This is a genomic window from Gaiella sp., from assembly GCF_057140465.1.
Map to the genome: position 1 here is coordinate 1 of NZ_DBNHWK010000075.1, position 14,338 is coordinate 14,338.

A 14,338-nucleotide genomic window follows, 5' to 3' on the forward strand; every position below is an offset into this window, starting at 1 on the left:
CACCTCCTTCACCTTCTCCGGCGTCGCCGATTGCCCAGCCGCCATCCGCGCCGGTTTCTCCTGCACCAAGATGAAAATCACCTACGTAACACAAGACACGGCCTAAACAAACACGACCGCCCACAGGAAGCGTCGGATCAGGTACCGAGCCATCGGAGTCTCCTCGCCAGCCGATCTCTTGTCATATGCGTAATCTGTAAAGAGTATGACGCGACGGGTAGCCTGAATGTTGGTGATCCAGTTCCAGCAGCCGGGCGACCCCGTCGCGCTCGCGGTCGACCTCGTCAACACGTGGGACACGCTCGAGGCCCAGCCAGAGCTCCTGCGTGAGGTGTCCGACCTCCGGGCGTTCCTCGGTCGCCACGGAATCTCCGGCGCCGCCGGCGTCGACGGGCGGGACCTCGCCCGTGTGCGTGCGTTCCGCGAGGAGCTGAGGTCGGTGTTCGCCGAGGAGGACGAGGATCGCGCCGCGATGCGGCTCAACGCGCTGCTCGAGCGGTCGGGTGCCGTCCCGCAGCTCGTGCCGGACGGCGACTCGTGGGCGCTCCGACACGCCCCGGGGCCCGTCGGTGCGTCCGCCCGCCTGATCGCCGAGGCGTCGGCCGTGCTCGCCGAGGCGGTGTCGGGGCTGGGCTGGGAGCGGCTCGGCATCTGCAGCGCCGCTCCGTGCACGTGCGTGTTCGTCGACCGCTCGCGGAGTGGCAGACGCAGGTACTGCTGCAGGTTGTGCGCCGATCGGGCCGCCACTGCCGCCTACCGGGCGCGGCGCCGTGGCGACACGGTCTAGGCGATGACCATCGTGTCGAGTGGGGGCAGGTCGGCTGGGATCCGCGACCAGGTGTCGCCCAGATCGAGCGAGCGCCAGACGTCACCGTTCGCGAGGGCTGCGGTGATCATGCCGGGTCTCCGTGGGTCGGTGACGAGCGCATACGGCATGTGATCGAGGGGCCGCGGCAACCCGCCGCCCAGCGCCTCCCACGTGCCGCTGCCGACCCTGCGGAAGACGAACGCCTCTGCAGGCTTCGACCCGTGAGCCCTGCCGGGCCCCGGGGAGGCGCTCACGTAGCAGACGTCGGGCCGCGCCGGATCGGCGGCGACCGCCCATCCGTACCGTCGATCGAGACCGTCCCGCGGGCTCGACCACGTGAGGCCGGCGTCGCAGCTGGAAGCCGCGCCACCGTACCCACCCTCGTAGACGCGGCTGCCGTCCGACGCGTGGAAGCAGAGCGAGTGACAGTCGCGCAGCGCTCCGGGTCGGTGGCCGCTCCACGTCAGCCCACCGTCGGCGCTACGGACGACGGCACCGAACTCGATCCCGGCGACGACGACACCGGGGGTGGTGGGGGAGACGGCGATCGCGTGCACGTAGGGCGTGAAGGGCGAGACGGGCGAGAACCACAGTCGGCGACCCCTGACCTTCCGGAGCCCGACGAGCTCGTTCCACGTCGCGCCGCCGTCGGTGGAGTGGAAGATCGCGGCGGGGCGCACGCCCGCGTAGACCGTGTCCGGGTCGTGGGGGCTGACGGCCAGCGAGCGCACCGGGCGCGGCAGCGGGCCGCACGACACCCACGTTCCGCCACGGTCGTCCGACCGGGCCACGCCGAGGCGCTCGGTGCCGGCGAACACGACTGTCCCCCTCGACCGTCCGACTCCGAGACAGTGCACGCGGTCATCGGTGAACGGCCGGTCGACGACCCATGTCCCGTCGGCCTCGATCGAGGCCCGTGCGACCCCGGTGCGCGTCGCGGCGAGGAGCACGTCGTCGTCCATGCCTGGTCGCGAGTATGTCCGCGCTGCTACGACGTGTCGACTCCCAGGCCCGCTTCGAGGATCAGGGGGAACGGTGCCCGACCGCGGCGCCGGTGGTGCCGCGCCCCGCCCGTCAGTGCCCGCGCGCGAGGATCTCGGCGACGGGTGCGGCGGCGAGGTACCGCTCCCGCCGCTCGGGAGTGAGGTCGGCCGCGAACGTCTCGAGCACCTGCCGTGCCTCGTCCCACGCGGCCAGGGCCTCCGTCTCGTCCCCACGTGCGAGGAGCACCCCGCCCAGCAGCGCGGCGGCCTGGGCCCTGGTCGGGGGATGGCCGAGCGTGGCTGCGTCGGCGATCGCCTGGCGCGCCTCCGGCTCGGCCTCGGCGGCCCGCCCGAGCTGGAGCAAGGCCTCGCCGAGCGTCAACCGCGAGAGGCAGACGTACTTCAGCCGCCCGTAGCCGTCGGCGAACTCGATCGCGCGGCGGGCCTCGTCGAGGCAGGCCTCGGGTCGGCCGGCGGCGAGGTCGATCTGCGCCCTCGCCGCCAGCAGTCGTGTCATCCACAGCCACTGGTGCCAGCCCTTGCTGGCCTCCGCCGCCTCCCACAGGCCGGGCCACGCGACCTCCGCGCTCCCGACCTCGCCCTCGCGCAGATCGGCGAACAGGAGGTCGATCTTGCCGCTGAGCACCGCGGCGGGGAAGCCGGCGCGCTCGCCGTTCTCGATCGCCTCGTGATTCGTCGTCCTCGCATGCTCCGTGTCGTGGAGCTCGTGGAGCGTGCCGGCGAGGACGTTGATGAGGCGCGACGTGAGGACGGGCTCGAGCTCGATCGCCCAGGCTTCCTCGAGTGCCTGCCCGAGCACGGTGAGTGCCTCCTCGTGCCGACCGACCGCGGTGAGCGCGAGGCCGAGGTGTGTGCCGCCGGCGACGATCCCGTAGACGCTCGCCGTCTTCCGCCCGAGCTCGTACCCCCGCCGGGAGTGGTCGACTGCCTCGTGCGACGCTCCCAGCCAGTGCTTGTGCACGCCGGTCCACGTCTCCAGCTCGGAGAGGTTGGCGTCCGAGACGCCGCTCGGCCACAGGGTGAGCGCCTGCTCGTCGATCTCGATCGCCTCGTGCAGCGACCCGTCGATCGCGGCGGCGAACGCCTTCTGGCTCAGCGCGATCGCCTGCAGCCCGGTGTCGCCGAGACGCGTCGCAAGCTCGAAGCCCCGCTGCGAGAACGCCTTCGCCTCGACGGCCTCCATGCGCCAACCGGCGGCCCACGAGCGCGCGCGCAGCGCCTCGAACTGCTCCTCGCCCTCGAGCTCGTCCAGCACGCCGTCGAGCTCGACGATGCCCGCGTCGAGGGCCCCGAGCTCCACGAGGGCGACTCCCTTGCGCGCACGAGTCTCGCGGTGACGCACGTCGTCGCGCGCGAGGTGCTCGAGCGCCGCGTTGTAGAGCGCGACCGCCTCCGTCCTCGCGCCCGAGCGCCGTGCCTGCTCCGCCGCGAGGAGCAGGTACTCCGTTGCCCGTCTGTCGTCTCCCGCGAGCAGCCAGTGGTGCGCCACCGTGGCGGCGTACTCGGGCATGCGGTCGCCCGCCGTGTGCTCCATGTAGTGCGCCACGGCGGCGTGCCGCTCCCGTCGCACCGCACGCGGGAGCGTGTCGTAGGCGACGTCCCGGATCAGCATGTGCTTGAAGACGTACTGCTCGTGTCCACCGACGAGCGGTCCCGGCGTCCGCCGCACCAGGTCTCGCCGCTCGAGGGCGTCGAGTGCGTCGACGAGGCCGTCGCCGTCGACGCGGACGGACTCGAGCACGCCGCGCCAGAACGTCTTGCCGACCACCGACGCGTCGAGGATCACGGAGCGCTCGAGCTCGGGCAGGGCGTCGATCCTGGCCGCGATGATGCCCCGGATGCTGTCGGGGAGGTCCTGCGCGGACGTCGCGGCGTGCTCGTCGACGGAGGCCGAGAGCTCCTCGACGAAGAGCGGGTTGCCCTCGGCTCGCTGGGCGATCTCGGTCACGACCGCGGCGTCGGCGTCGGGGAGGAGCGCGGTGACCTGCGCGACCGAGTCGTCGATCGAGAGGGGCTCGAGGCGGAACGCTGCGAACGACTCGAGCCCGCCGCCCCAGTCGGGTCGACGGTCGCGGAGCTCGAGCCGCGCCAGCGTGAGGACGAGCAGCGGCACGTCGCGCACGCGTGCAGCCAGGTAGAGGACGAGATCGAGGAGGCTCTCGTCGGCCCAGTGAATGTCCTCGAAGACGAGCGCGGTCGGGCGTTCTCGCGCCAGCCCTTCGACGAACTGCCGCGCGGCGAGGAACAGGGCCTCCCGGCGGTCTGCCCGATCCTGGTCGCCGAGCCCCACGAGCGACGCGAGCCGCGACGCAGTGCCGACGGGGTCGGTTGGGACGAGTCGCTCGACGCACGACTCGAGCTTCCCTCGGGCCACCTGCATCGAGTCCGTCTCGTGCACGTCGGCGATCGCGGCGACCTGTTCGGCGAAGGCGCGGAATCCGGACTGCTCGCCGTACGGCAGCGATCGTCCGCGCACGACGCGGCCTCCGTCGCCCTCGATCTCGCCGGCCAGCTCGGCGGTCAGCCGTGTCTTGCCGATCCCGGCCGGGCCGAAGATCGTCGCGAGCTGCGGCCGTCGCTCGTCGGCGGCCTGACGCCACATCGCGCGGAGCCGCTCGAGCTCCCGATCCCGCCCGACGAGCGCTCCCCGTTGCATCCGACGCTCGGTCGGGGTCGCGGCGGCATCGAGCGCCGGCCAGCCGGTGGACGGCGGGTCGCCCTCCTTGACCTGGACCGCGACCTCCTCGCCGAAGCGGATCGCGTCCGAGGAGAGCCGACGCGTCGTCTCGCCGACGAGGACCCCGCCTCGCGGGGCGGCCGCTTGGAGCCGTTGGGCGAGGTTCACGGCATCGCCCATCACGGTGAACGCGCGCTCTGCGCCCGGCCCGACCGGGGCGAACATCACCTCGCCGGTGTTGACGCCGATGCGGAGGGAGAGTCCGGCGAATGCGTCCGCGTTCTGCGCGGCCGTGGCCTGCATGTCGAGCGCGGCCCGGATCGCCCGCTCGGCGTCGTCTTCGTGGGCCGTCGGTGCTCCGAAGACCGCCATCAGGGCGTCTCCGATCACCTTGTCGACCGTGCCGTCGTAGCGTTCGACCACGGCCCCGAGCAGCGCCATGCAGGCGTCGACCATGGTCGTCACCTCCTCGGGGTCGCGCTCGCGGGCATGACTCGTGAACCCCGAGATGTCCGCGAAGAGCACCGTGACGAGCCGTCGCTCCTCGCTCAGCCTGGGCGCCACGGGCCCGGCGAGCGGGGTGCCGCAGTTGCCGCAGAAGCGCGCACCGGGTGGGCTCGCCGACCCGCACGCCTGGCATGTGAGCTGCAGCGCGCGACCACACGAGACGCAGAAGCGCTGGTCGTCCTGGTTCTCGTGGCCGCACGCCGGGCACGGGGTGACCGCCATCACGGCATTCTGTCATCGCTCCCGCTCGGCGTCGCCCGTGCAGGACGAGGTCCGAGGGACTCCGTCCGTGGAGCCCTCGGAGGAGATCCGCCGCGTCGTCCGGCGGTGGACGAAACGGTCTCCCAGACCGACATCGAGCGCGTTCTCGAACGGGTGTCGGTGGACCCCCGGGGCGCTGATGATCGGCACCGATCCCGCCGAGTGGTGGCGCGGGGAGGCGATGCTCCTCGTCTGGGGGCGTCGGGTCACTGAGCGAGCCCGTCGCGAACGCGGACGTCGAGCTGGAAGGGCTCGAGGGGGTCGCATCGCCTCTTCGCAGTCCGTCGCTCCTGAGACGGGCTCGGAGGGGGCGGCGACGGCGCGCGCGATCGTCGCTCACGGCGCACCCCCGGCGGCCCCCCGCGGCGGTGTTGACCAGTGACACGGCGATGCGGGACGATGGTGTCACCTGTCGACCCCGGACGAGGAGGACACATGGCGGGCATGATCGCGCCGCTCGCGGCGGACAAGCTGGACGCGTGGGAGGCCTGGATCGCGGAGCTCTCGGGAGCACGCCGGGCCGAGTACGAGGACATGAACGAGCGCTATGGGCTGACCGACCATCGGGCGTACCTGCAGCCGATGCCGGACGGGAACTACGCCGTGCTCGTCATCCACGAGGGGCCGGGCGGCGACGACTTCCTGCCCCGCATGATCGCCTCGGACAACGAGTTCGATCGCTGGTTCGTGAGCGCGGTCGTCGATATCCACGGAATCGACACGTCGGGCACGATGCCGCCGATGGCGGAGCGGCGCCTGTAGCCCTTCGGACGGGATCGCTCCGATCGACTGCCGGCCCCGAAGCCGGCGCCGGGTGACGCGAGCTCGCCGGCTCGGGCGGCGCCTTGTCGTGCCGGATCGCCGTGGGCAGAACCGAAGGCGACCGGGTGACGCCGGGGCGTGCTCCGAACCCCGACCGAGGCGTGCGGGTCGAGGCGGGCGCGCTACAGTCGGGTGGACGTGAGCGCACTGGTTCGCCTACCGGGTGAGGGTGAGCACGTCGGCGGTTCGGCGTCGGCCACGATCGAGGCGAGCTCGCGGGCCTGATGGACACGCTGGTCGACGTCGCATGGCTGAGCGAGCACCTCGACGATCCCGACCTCGTCGTGCTCGACTGCAGCGTCTACCAGCAGACCGGTGAGCACGGACGCCTGCTCAACGTGTGCGGACGGGCCGAGTACGACGAGGGTCACATCGCGACCGCCGGCTTCGCCGACCTGCTCGGCGACCTGGCCGACCCCGAGAGCCCTCTGGAAGCAGCGCTCCCGACACCGGAGCGGTTCTGTGCGGCGATGGGCGCGCTGGGCGTCGGGGACGACTCCAGCGTCGTGCTCTACGACGGGAACATGTCCGTGTGGGCCGCACGGGTCTGGTGGATGTTGCGCTGGGTCGGGTTCGACCGTGCAGCGATCCTCGACGGCGGGCTCGTCGCGTGGCTGCTCGCGGATCGGCCGCTCTCCGTCGAGCCGTCCACACAGCCGTCGAGGCGGCTCACCCCCCGTCCCCGACCGGAGCTGATCGCCGACCGCGACGAGGTGCTCGCCGCGATCGAGGACGCTGCCGTGTGGCTCGTGGACACGATGCCGCCGGAGCACTACCGCGGCGAGTGGACGCTGTACGACCGGCCGGGTCACATTCCCGGAGCCACGAACGTCTCTGTGCTCGAGATGTTCGAGGACACCGGCCGCTACCGGTCACTCGACGAGCTGGCCTCGCTGTTCGCAGCCGACCGCCGACGGCGTACGATCACGTACTGCGGCGGCGGGATTGCCGCGTCGGCGACCGCGTTCGCGATGACGCGGCTCGGCTTCACGGACGTCGCCGTCTACACGGCGTCGCTCGAGGAGTGGGCGGCCGATGCGAGGCTGCCGCTCGTGCTCGGCGCACCCTGAGAGCTCCTCGACCGCGCCGGGCGTCCCGCATCGGCGGCCGTTGGATCGCGTTCGTCACCCGTTCGTGCTCCCTGGGACCACCCTTCGCGAACCACTGCGGCCACCGCACGCAGCATCGAGAGCGACTCGGGCAGACCCGTGTCGCCGGGACCGGAGGCCGCCTCCAGCTGGGGCCAGGCACTCATCACCACCGCAGTGAGAGCGGTGGTGACCGGGGCATTGACGAGTCCGCGCCGGCCGATGAGGAGACCGACATACGGGGGAGTCCGAGAGCGGGCGATGGGGATCGAACCCACGACACCTGGCTTGGGAAGCCAGTGCTCTACCGCTGAGCTACGCCCGCGCGCCCTCGGATTCTAGCCGTCCGCTCACGGTTCCCTCACACGAGCCGCCTATCCTCGGCCCATGCGTCGCTCGCTCCTCGTCGTCGCGGTCGCGCTGTCGCTCGCCGCGGTCGCCGCCGCCGAGCGGTCGGCAGTCGCCGCACCGCGTGCCGAGGCGTCGGTCTTCGACGGGCTCGCGACCTGGGTCGACATCTACGACGCCTACTACCGGGCGCCGGAGGCCGCAGCGGCGCGGATCGCCGCGCGTGGCGTGCGAACCGTCTTCGCGGAGACCGCGAACGACCGGAGCGCGGTGGACGTCGTGAAGCCGGGCCCTCTCGGCCGGTTCGTGGACGCGCTGCACGAGCGCGGCGTCGCCGTCGTCGCCTGGTACCTGCCGGGGTTCGACCGGCCGACCCGCGATCTCCGCCGGACGCGGGCGATGCTGCGCTTCCGCACCCCGGCCGGAGGGTCCTTCGACGCCGTCGCGCTCGACATCGAGTCGACACGGCTGAAGAACGTCGGTCTCCGCACACGGCGTCTGCTCGCGCTCTCGCGGACGCTGCGCACCGAGGCGGGTGACACCCCGGTCGCCGCGATCACCTACCCGCCGCGCGCGCTCGAGCGACACGCGGGCTGGTGGCCCCGGTTCCCGTGGGCGGACCTGGGGCCGCTCTACGACGCGTTCGTGCCGATGGCCTACACGGGTGGTGGGTTTCCCGGCTACGACGCGACCTACGGGTACGTCGCCCGCTCCCTCCGCCAGGTGCGCGCGCTCGTCGGCGTCGACGTCCCGATCCACGCGGCCGGCGGCGTCGCCAACCGAATGAGCAGGGACGAGCTCCAGGCCTTCGCCGATGCGGTCGCCGACACGGGTGCGACGGGGTGGAGCCTCTACGACTACGAGACGACGCTGCCGCGTGGGTGGGCCGCGCTCGGCGTCCTGGGCGGCACCCGCTAGGCACTCGCGGCACGGCTGGCGCCTGCGGGCACGGACGGCGGCACCCGCTGCCGACCCGCGATCAGGCGTCGAACGCCTCGCGCAGCCGGTCGCGCGTGGCGAGGAGGTGCTCCGGGACGACCTTCACGTCGGCGAGCACCGGCATGAAGTTCGTGTCGCCGCCCCAGCGAGGGACGACGTGCTCGTGCAGGTGCTCGGCGATGCTGCCGCCGGCGACGAAGCCGAGGTTCCACCCGATGTTGAAGGCGTCCGGACTGCACACCGCGCGCAGCGCAGCGAGCGCGCGGACGGTCAGCCGATGGAGCTCGAGCGCCTCCTCCTCGTCGAGGGCGTCGAGCGCGCCGACGTGCCGCAGCGGCGAGATCATGAGGTGGCCGGACGAGTACGGGAACTTGTTGAGCAGGACGAGTGCACGCTCCCCCCGACACACGACGAGGCTGTCGTCACCGAGTGCGCCCTCGGCCTCGCGGCAGAACACACAGCCGTCCTCGGATCCCGCCTGCTCGATGTACACGACGCGCCACGGCGCCCACAGCGGCTTGGTCACGGCTCCCATTGTCCCAGACGCCGGGTCCTCGCTCGACGAGCAGCCGGCTGTCGCGCCGCCGTCGGGCGGCGACCTCTTCTAGGGTGTCCACGTGGGCGTCGAGGCCTTCAGGACTCCGGACGAGCGTTTCGAGGGCCTTCCCGGATGGGACTTCGAGCCGCGCTATGCGGAGCAGGACGGCCTGCGCCTCCACTACGTCGACGAAGGGGAGGGCGACCCGATCCTCCTCCTCCACGGCGAGCCGACGTGGGCGTACCTCTACCGTCGGATGATCCCGCCGCTCGCGCGGGTCGGCCGCGTCGTCGCCCCTGACTACCCAGGGTTCGGTCGGTCGGACAAGCCGCTCGACCCGACGTGGTACTCGTACGACGCGCAGTACGCGGCAGTCGAGCACCTCGTCTGTCGTCAGCTCGGGCTGTCGCGGGCGACCGTGGTCGTGCACGACTGGGGCGGCCCGCTCGGCCTCCGGCTCGCCGTCGAGCACCCCGACCGCATCGACCGCCTCGTGATCATGAACACCGGGATCGGAGCCCAGGCGCCGGGGCCCGAGTGGCTCCGCTTCCAAGCGTTCATGCGGAGGGTCGGCACGGCGATCGTGCCGGGGCAGCTCGTGCGCCTCTCCTGCGCGACCCCGATCCCCGACGATGTCGCCGCGGCATACGATGCGCCCTTCCCGACGCCGGAGTCGAAGGTGGGGGTCGTCGCGTTCCCCGACCTCGTGCCGACGAGCGCAGAGCACCCGAGCGCACCGGCGATGCTCGCGGTTCGTGAGGCCCTGCGCGCGTGGGTGAAGCCGGCGCTCGTGCTCTTCGGTGACTCCGATCCGATCTTCTCGATCGCTCACGCCGAGCGCATGGCCGCGCTGATCCCCGGTGCGGGCCCCGCCGAGACGGTCGCAGGCGCGTCGCACCTGCTCCAAGAGGACCGGGGCGAGGAGATCGCGGAGCGCATCGTCTCCTGGCTCGCCGAGGTCACGTAGCCGGAGCACCGCAGGGCCTCGGCGGGAAGGGGGACAGTCCCGACGAAAAGGCGCTGCACCTCTACACAAACCGGGGCCAGGGCGTTACCCTGGGGGCCTGCGGCAGTCCCCCGACCGAGGGATCCGCCGTGGCCTACCCGTTCATCGCCAGCCCCCATGTCACCCGGACGACGGGGCGTGCCGTCGACGTCGTCGTCGTCCACACCATGGAGGCGCCGGAGCGCGCCGACACCGCCGAGGCGGTCGCGCGCTGGTTCGCGCGAGCCGACAGCCGGGTCTCCGCGCACTACTGCGTCGACGCGGACTCGATCGTCCAGTGCGTCCACGAGGACGACATCGCCTGGCACGCACGTGGGGGCAACGAGCGCTCGATCGGGATCGAGCTCGCGGGGTACGCCGGGCAGGGGCCCCGGGGGTGGGACGACGACTACAGCTGGTCCGTGCTCGAGCGCAGCGCAATCCTCACTGCCGAGATCTGTCGGCGGCACGACATCCCGGCGCGCCGGCTGCGGGCAGAAGACCTTCGGATGCGGCGCCGTGGCGTGGCGGGTCACGCGGACGTGAGCGAGGCGTTCCGCCGCACGGACCACTGGGATCCCGGTCCGGCGTTCCCGTGGCGGCGGTTCCTCCGCCTCGTCAGGATGCGGCTAGCCCTGGGCGGCGACGTCGTCGAGCGCAGCACGCAGGCCTGACGCGATCTCGTCGACGCCCTCACGGTCGACGACGAGCGGCGGCGAGACCTGCAGGCCCCCGCCGACGAGCGTGCGGGTGAGGACGCCGTGATCGCGTGCGCCGAGCGTGACGCGGTCGGGGAGACCGGGATCCGCGGCGACGACCGACTCGTCGATCTGGACGGCCGCGACGGCCCCGAGCCCCGCCCGCACCTCGCCGACGAGCTCGTGCTCGGCGAGTGGGCCGAGTGCGTCGGCGAGCTCGCGCTCGAGCTCGAGCGCCCGGCCGAGCAGCCCCTCGCGCTCGAGGATGTCGAGGTTCGGGTGGGCCGCGGCGGTCGCCGTGGCGTGGCCGGAGTACGTGTACCCGTGCCGCCAGACACCGGCCTCGGCCGACCAGAACGCATCGCGGAGCCGCGGGCCGACGATCACGCCACCCAGCGGCACGTATCCGGAGGTGATCCCCTTCGCGAACGTGATCGCGTCCGGCTCGAGGCCGAAGCGCGTCGACGCGAACCAGTCGCCGACCCGGCCGAAACCGCAGATCACCTCGTCGACGACGAACAGCACGCCGCGGTCACGACAGACCGACTGAACCGCGTCGAGGTAGCCCTCGGGCGGGAGCAGCACACCGCCGGCGCCGATGATCGGCTCGCAGAAGAAGGCCGCGACGCGCTCGGCGCCGATCTCGTCGATCGCGTCGGCGAGCGCGTCGGCCGACGCCCACGGGACACGGACGGTGTCGCCGACGAGCGGACCGACACCGGCCTTGAAGACATCCGTGCCGACGATGCTCGTCCCGTATCCGGCGAGACCGTGGTAGCAGCGCTCCCGGGTCACGATCACGGTGCGGTCGGGCTCGCCGGTGAGGCTCCAGTAGCGGCGCACCATCTTCACCGTGGTCTCCACCGACTCGCCTCCGCCGGAGGCGAAGAAGACCACGGCGTCGTCGATCGGTGCCAGCGACGCGATCCGCTCGGCGAGTCGGCTCGTCGGCTCCGTGGAGACGTCGCCGTAATGGGAGTACGCATGCAGGCGGCGCATCTGCGCTGCCGCCGCGTCGACGATCTCGTCGCGTCCGTAGCCCACGTTGGCGTACCAGAGGCCCGCCGTGGCGTCGACGTAGCGTCGGCCCTCGACATCCCAGATGTGGGCTCCGGAGCCGTGATCCAGCCAGAGCTCGCCGCCGGCGGCAACGGCGTGCATGTCCGCGACGGGGTGCCAGAACCGGGTGGCCACGGTGGAAGCCTACTCGGGCGGAGCGGGTCGGCGGGCGCATGGTCCTCGCGCTGCGTCACCGGGAGCCCGTGACCGCGCCACGCGCCGGATCGAGTCGCGCCCCGGGGCAGGCGCCCCAGAGCCCGCGCCCCGCAGCGCGGGCATCCCGTGCTGCGGTGAGCAGCTCGTCGGCGTAGCGGCCGCGGTCGCCCCGGAAGAAGTACGGCACCGCGGCGCCGAGTCGCACGAGCTCGAGGTTCACGTTCGTGCCGCCGGCGACGAGGTAGCGAAGCGGGCGCCCGTATGCGTCGACGTCGTCGAGCGCGGGGTCACGCTCCAGTGCGACGGTGGTGCCCCGAGGCGTCAGGCGGCGGAGCAGCGTGGTCGCCTCGTGCCCGTAGCACTCGTTCGCGGCTTCGGGGGCGTCGATCTGCACGAGGCGGACCCGGCGACCGTCGCCGAGCACCACCGTGTCGCCGTCTGCGACGGCGGCGACTGTCCCGTCCGTCGTCGACACCGGGGACGCGGCGTCACACCCGGCGCCGGCGATCGTGAGGAGGGCGACGACGACGACGGCTGCGAGACGGCCGGACCGTCGGCGACGGCTCGTCGTGCACATCGCGCGAGTCTAGAGCCCGTCGTCACCGGCACGGGGGCGCGCGGGCACCGTCCCGGATCGCATCACGGCGCGCCGGCGCCGCGTCGTGCGGCCTCCTCGCGTGCCGGCGACGCCTGTCAGGTCAGCAGGGCGGGAACGAGCGCCGGCGGGCAGCCGCGCCGGAGGAGCGAGATCGCGTCGCAGACGTCGACGTCGACGCGGCTCGCGAGCACGAGCGCGTCGTCCGGTGGACAGCCGCACGCGGCGAGTGCCCGGAAGCGCGCGCAGAGGAGCGCTTCCGCTTCCGACGGGGCGAGCCGTTCGAACTGTGCCGCAGTCATCGACCTCCTCCCGGGTCGCAGATGGCTCCCTCTGTTCTGCCAGAGGGCGCCTCGGCCGGCATCCCCCACATGGGGGGATGTCGTCCCGTCGACCGCCGGAAGGACGAATCAGACGAGGATCCGGATCGCCGTCTCGGCCGGACAGCCCCGGTCGAGGAGCTCGACCGCCTCGTGGAGATCGACGTCGACGTGCGCGGCGACCATCGCCGCCTGGTCGAAGTCGAACCCGGCGCGGAGGAGAACGCCGAAACGCCACCGGAGCACCTCGACCGCCTCGGACTCGTCGAGCTCTTCGAACTGTGCCGCAGTCATCGTCTGCCCCTTGTGTCGATTGCTGCCGTGGGCATACGGTCGGTCGTCGCGGGACGCACGTTGCCCCCCGAAAGGGGTAACCGGCACTGGGGGAGGGGCTCCCTCGGGGCGTGCCGTCCCCGGCCGCGTCCGAGGCTTCGCTCGAAGCCGCGCGCCGGAGCATCGGCAGCAGACGGATGCGATAGTGACGCGAATGGCCGGCGGCACCGCGAGAGGAGCCCGTCCCAAGCTCCGCCTCGCGGCACGCGTCCTGGCGGGGGTCGCAGGGGTCGTGCTGGTGGCGGTGATCGTGCTGGCGGTCGTCCCCAGCTCGTCGGGCGGTCTCGTCTCTCGGCCTGACCCCGCCGCCGGCTACGCGGAGTCGATGTCGCGGTTCGCCGCCGTTCGGGCACGTGAGCGGCGTCGCGTCCACGAGCCCTGCAAGTCCCGTCTCCTCCAGCACGGTCGTCGCACGGCGGTGGCCGTCGTCCTCGTCCACGGGCTGACGAACTGCCCGCGCCAGTTCGTGGAGCTCGGGAGGTTGATCCACAGCACGGGCGCGAACGTCCTCATCCTGCGCGTCCCGCACCACGGCCTCGCCGACACGACGACGCGTGCGATCGGAGGTGTCGGCAACGTCGGTGGTCTCACGGCGGGACAGTTGCGCGCCTACGCGGACGAGGCGGTGGACACCGCGCGCGGTCTCGGCCGCGACGTGCGGGTGCTCGGGCTGTCGATGGGAGGTGTCGTCTCGGCGTGGATCGCACAGCACCGGGACGACGTCGCGCGGGCCGTCGTCGTCGCCCCTGCGCTCACGCTCCCGCGGATGCCGGACGTCGTCGACTACGTGTTCGTCAACCTCTTCGGCCGGCTCCCCGATGTGTCCCTCCCCGGGTCGTCGGCGCTCACGCACGCATACGCCGGGGAGTCGACCCGCGCGCTGGCGGAGATGTACCGGCTCTCGCGGTCGGTCCGGGCGTCCGCCGCGATCGACGCCCCTGCCGTGGCGTCGATCGCCCTCGTCACGAATGCGAACGACGACCAGGTCGACAACGGTGACGTCCGTGCGCTGGGGGAGGCGTGGCGCCGCCTGGGCGCCGACGTCCAGGAGTACGAGTTCCCGCGCCGGCTCGGGCTGCGCCACGACCTCATCGACGTGCAGCAACCGGACGCCCGGCCCGAGCTCGTCTATCCCGTCCTCGCCGGGCTTCTCGGCTTCGGGGGATAGCGCCTCCCCCCGGAAGGGAATCGACGTCGGGC

Annotated in this window: 14 protein-coding genes and 1 tRNA gene; 7 read left to right on the forward strand and 8 right to left on the reverse strand. The window is 72.4% G+C overall.

What is annotated here, in order from left to right; genetic code table 11:
- The first annotated feature begins 232 nt into the window (after positions 1-232).
- The gene (locus AC162C_RS11075) at positions 233-787 is read left to right on the forward strand and encodes a CGNR zinc finger domain-containing protein (protein ID WP_484097602.1); all 555 of its coding nucleotides are present in this window, start codon (positions 233-235) and stop codon (positions 785-787) included.
- Here the strand turns inward: AC162C_RS11075 and AC162C_RS11080 are convergent.
- Positions 784-1,770 (reverse strand): WD40/YVTN/BNR-like repeat-containing protein, encoded by a 987-nt coding sequence (locus AC162C_RS11080; protein WP_484097603.1) that lies wholly within the window; start codon positions 1,768-1,770, stop codon positions 784-786. The genes AC162C_RS11075 and AC162C_RS11080 overlap by 4 nt on opposite strands.
- 112 nt (positions 1,771-1,882) lie before the next feature.
- On the reverse strand, positions 1,883-5,218 hold the full coding sequence (locus AC162C_RS11085; protein WP_484097604.1) for an ATP-binding protein: 3,336 nt from the start codon (positions 5,216-5,218) through the stop codon (positions 1,883-1,885).
- A 474-nt stretch (positions 5,219-5,692) separates the two neighbouring features.
- On the opposite strand from AC162C_RS11085, the gene AC162C_RS11090 reads away from it, so the two are divergent.
- Both AC162C_RS11090 and AC162C_RS11095 read left to right on the forward strand, forming a co-directional pair.
- A complete protein-coding gene (locus AC162C_RS11090; RefSeq protein WP_462974593.1) occupies positions 5,693-6,019 on the forward strand; it encodes a hypothetical protein in 327 nt (108 codons plus the stop codon).
- Between the two features lie 284 nt (positions 6,020-6,303).
- On the forward strand, positions 6,304-7,149 hold the full coding sequence (locus tag AC162C_RS11095; protein ID WP_484097605.1) for a sulfurtransferase: 846 nt from the start codon (positions 6,304-6,306) through the stop codon (positions 7,147-7,149).
- Between the two features lie 271 nt (positions 7,150-7,420).
- On the opposite strand, the gene AC162C_RS11100 is transcribed toward AC162C_RS11095, so the two are convergent.
- Positions 7,421-7,492: transfer RNA gene (locus AC162C_RS11100), tRNA-Gly, on the reverse strand.
- A gap of 62 nt (positions 7,493-7,554) precedes the next feature.
- Between AC162C_RS11100 and AC162C_RS11105 the strand changes: the two genes are divergently transcribed.
- Complete coding sequence (locus tag AC162C_RS11105; RefSeq protein WP_484097606.1) at positions 7,555-8,433, forward strand: hypothetical protein; 879 nt, start codon at positions 7,555-7,557, stop codon at positions 8,431-8,433.
- A gap of 61 nt (positions 8,434-8,494) precedes the next feature.
- Here the strand turns inward: AC162C_RS11105 and AC162C_RS11110 are convergent, their stop codons facing one another.
- Complete coding sequence (locus AC162C_RS11110; protein ID WP_484097607.1) at positions 8,495-8,989, reverse strand: HIT family protein; 495 nt, start codon at positions 8,987-8,989, stop codon at positions 8,495-8,497.
- A gap of 82 nt (positions 8,990-9,071) precedes the next feature.
- Here AC162C_RS11110 and AC162C_RS11115 point away from each other — a divergent pair, with 82 nt between their 5' ends.
- Positions 9,072-9,959 carry a haloalkane dehalogenase gene (locus AC162C_RS11115; RefSeq protein WP_484097608.1) on the forward strand — a complete coding sequence of 296 codons (888 nt, stop codon included), beginning with the start codon at positions 9,072-9,074 and terminating at the stop codon, positions 9,957-9,959.
- Between the two features lie 128 nt (positions 9,960-10,087).
- Positions 10,088-10,651, forward strand: coding sequence for an N-acetylmuramoyl-L-alanine amidase (locus tag AC162C_RS11120; protein ID WP_484097609.1), 564 nt, complete (start codon positions 10,088-10,090; stop codon positions 10,649-10,651).
- Here the strand turns inward: AC162C_RS11120 and AC162C_RS11125 are convergent.
- The 4 genes from AC162C_RS11125 to AC162C_RS11140 all read right to left on the reverse strand — a co-directional run bounded on the left by AC162C_RS11125 (position 10,607) and on the right by AC162C_RS11140 (position 13,099).
- Positions 10,607-11,869, reverse strand: coding sequence for an aminotransferase family protein (locus AC162C_RS11125; protein WP_484097610.1), 1,263 nt, complete (start codon positions 11,867-11,869; stop codon positions 10,607-10,609). The two genes, AC162C_RS11120 and AC162C_RS11125, sit on opposite strands and share 45 nt — an antisense overlap.
- A 55-nt stretch (positions 11,870-11,924) precedes the next feature.
- Positions 11,925-12,467, reverse strand: coding sequence for a thermonuclease family protein (locus tag AC162C_RS11130; protein WP_484097611.1), 543 nt, complete (start codon positions 12,465-12,467; stop codon positions 11,925-11,927).
- A gap of 116 nt (positions 12,468-12,583) precedes the next feature.
- Positions 12,584-12,787, reverse strand: a complete 204-nt coding sequence (locus AC162C_RS11135; RefSeq protein ID WP_484097612.1) for a hypothetical protein — start codon at positions 12,785-12,787, stop codon at positions 12,584-12,586.
- A gap of 108 nt (positions 12,788-12,895) precedes the next feature.
- Positions 12,896-13,099, reverse strand: coding sequence for a hypothetical protein (locus AC162C_RS11140; protein ID WP_462974583.1), 204 nt, complete (start codon positions 13,097-13,099; stop codon positions 12,896-12,898).
- A 193-nt stretch (positions 13,100-13,292) separates the two neighbouring features.
- On the opposite strand from AC162C_RS11140, the gene AC162C_RS11145 reads away from it, so the two are divergent.
- Entirely contained in the window at positions 13,293-14,306 is a 1,014-nt protein-coding gene (locus AC162C_RS11145) for an alpha/beta hydrolase (RefSeq protein WP_484097613.1), read from the forward strand.
- Positions 14,307-14,338 lie beyond the last annotated feature (32 nt).

Bases quoted from the DNA above. Each gene is read 5' to 3' on its own strand.
- AC162C_RS11140 (WP_462974583.1), bottom strand. From the start codon at position 13,099: ATGACTGCGGCACAGTTCGAAGAGCTCGACGAGTCCGAGGCGGTCGAG.
- AC162C_RS11095 (WP_484097605.1), top strand. From the start codon at position 6,304: ATGGACACGCTGGTCGACGTCGCATGGCTGAGCGAGCACCTCGACGAT.
- AC162C_RS11090 (WP_462974593.1), top strand. From the start codon at position 5,693: ATGGCGGGCATGATCGCGCCGCTCGCGGCGGACAAGCTGGACGCGTGG.
- AC162C_RS11085 (WP_484097604.1), bottom strand. From the start codon at position 5,218: ATGGCGGTCACCCCGTGCCCGGCGTGCGGCCACGAGAACCAGGACGAC.
- AC162C_RS11080 (WP_484097603.1), bottom strand. From the start codon at position 1,770: ATGGACGACGACGTGCTCCTCGCCGCGACGCGCACCGGGGTCGCACGG.
- AC162C_RS11110 (WP_484097607.1), bottom strand. From the start codon at position 8,989: ATGGGAGCCGTGACCAAGCCGCTGTGGGCGCCGTGGCGCGTCGTGTAC.
- AC162C_RS11105 (WP_484097606.1), top strand. From the start codon at position 7,555: ATGCGTCGCTCGCTCCTCGTCGTCGCGGTCGCGCTGTCGCTCGCCGCG.
- AC162C_RS11135 (WP_484097612.1), bottom strand. From the start codon at position 12,787: ATGACTGCGGCACAGTTCGAACGGCTCGCCCCGTCGGAAGCGGAAGCG.
- AC162C_RS11130 (WP_484097611.1), bottom strand. From the start codon at position 12,467: ATGTGCACGACGAGCCGTCGCCGACGGTCCGGCCGTCTCGCAGCCGTC.
- AC162C_RS11145 (WP_484097613.1), top strand. From the start codon at position 13,293: ATGGCCGGCGGCACCGCGAGAGGAGCCCGTCCCAAGCTCCGCCTCGCG.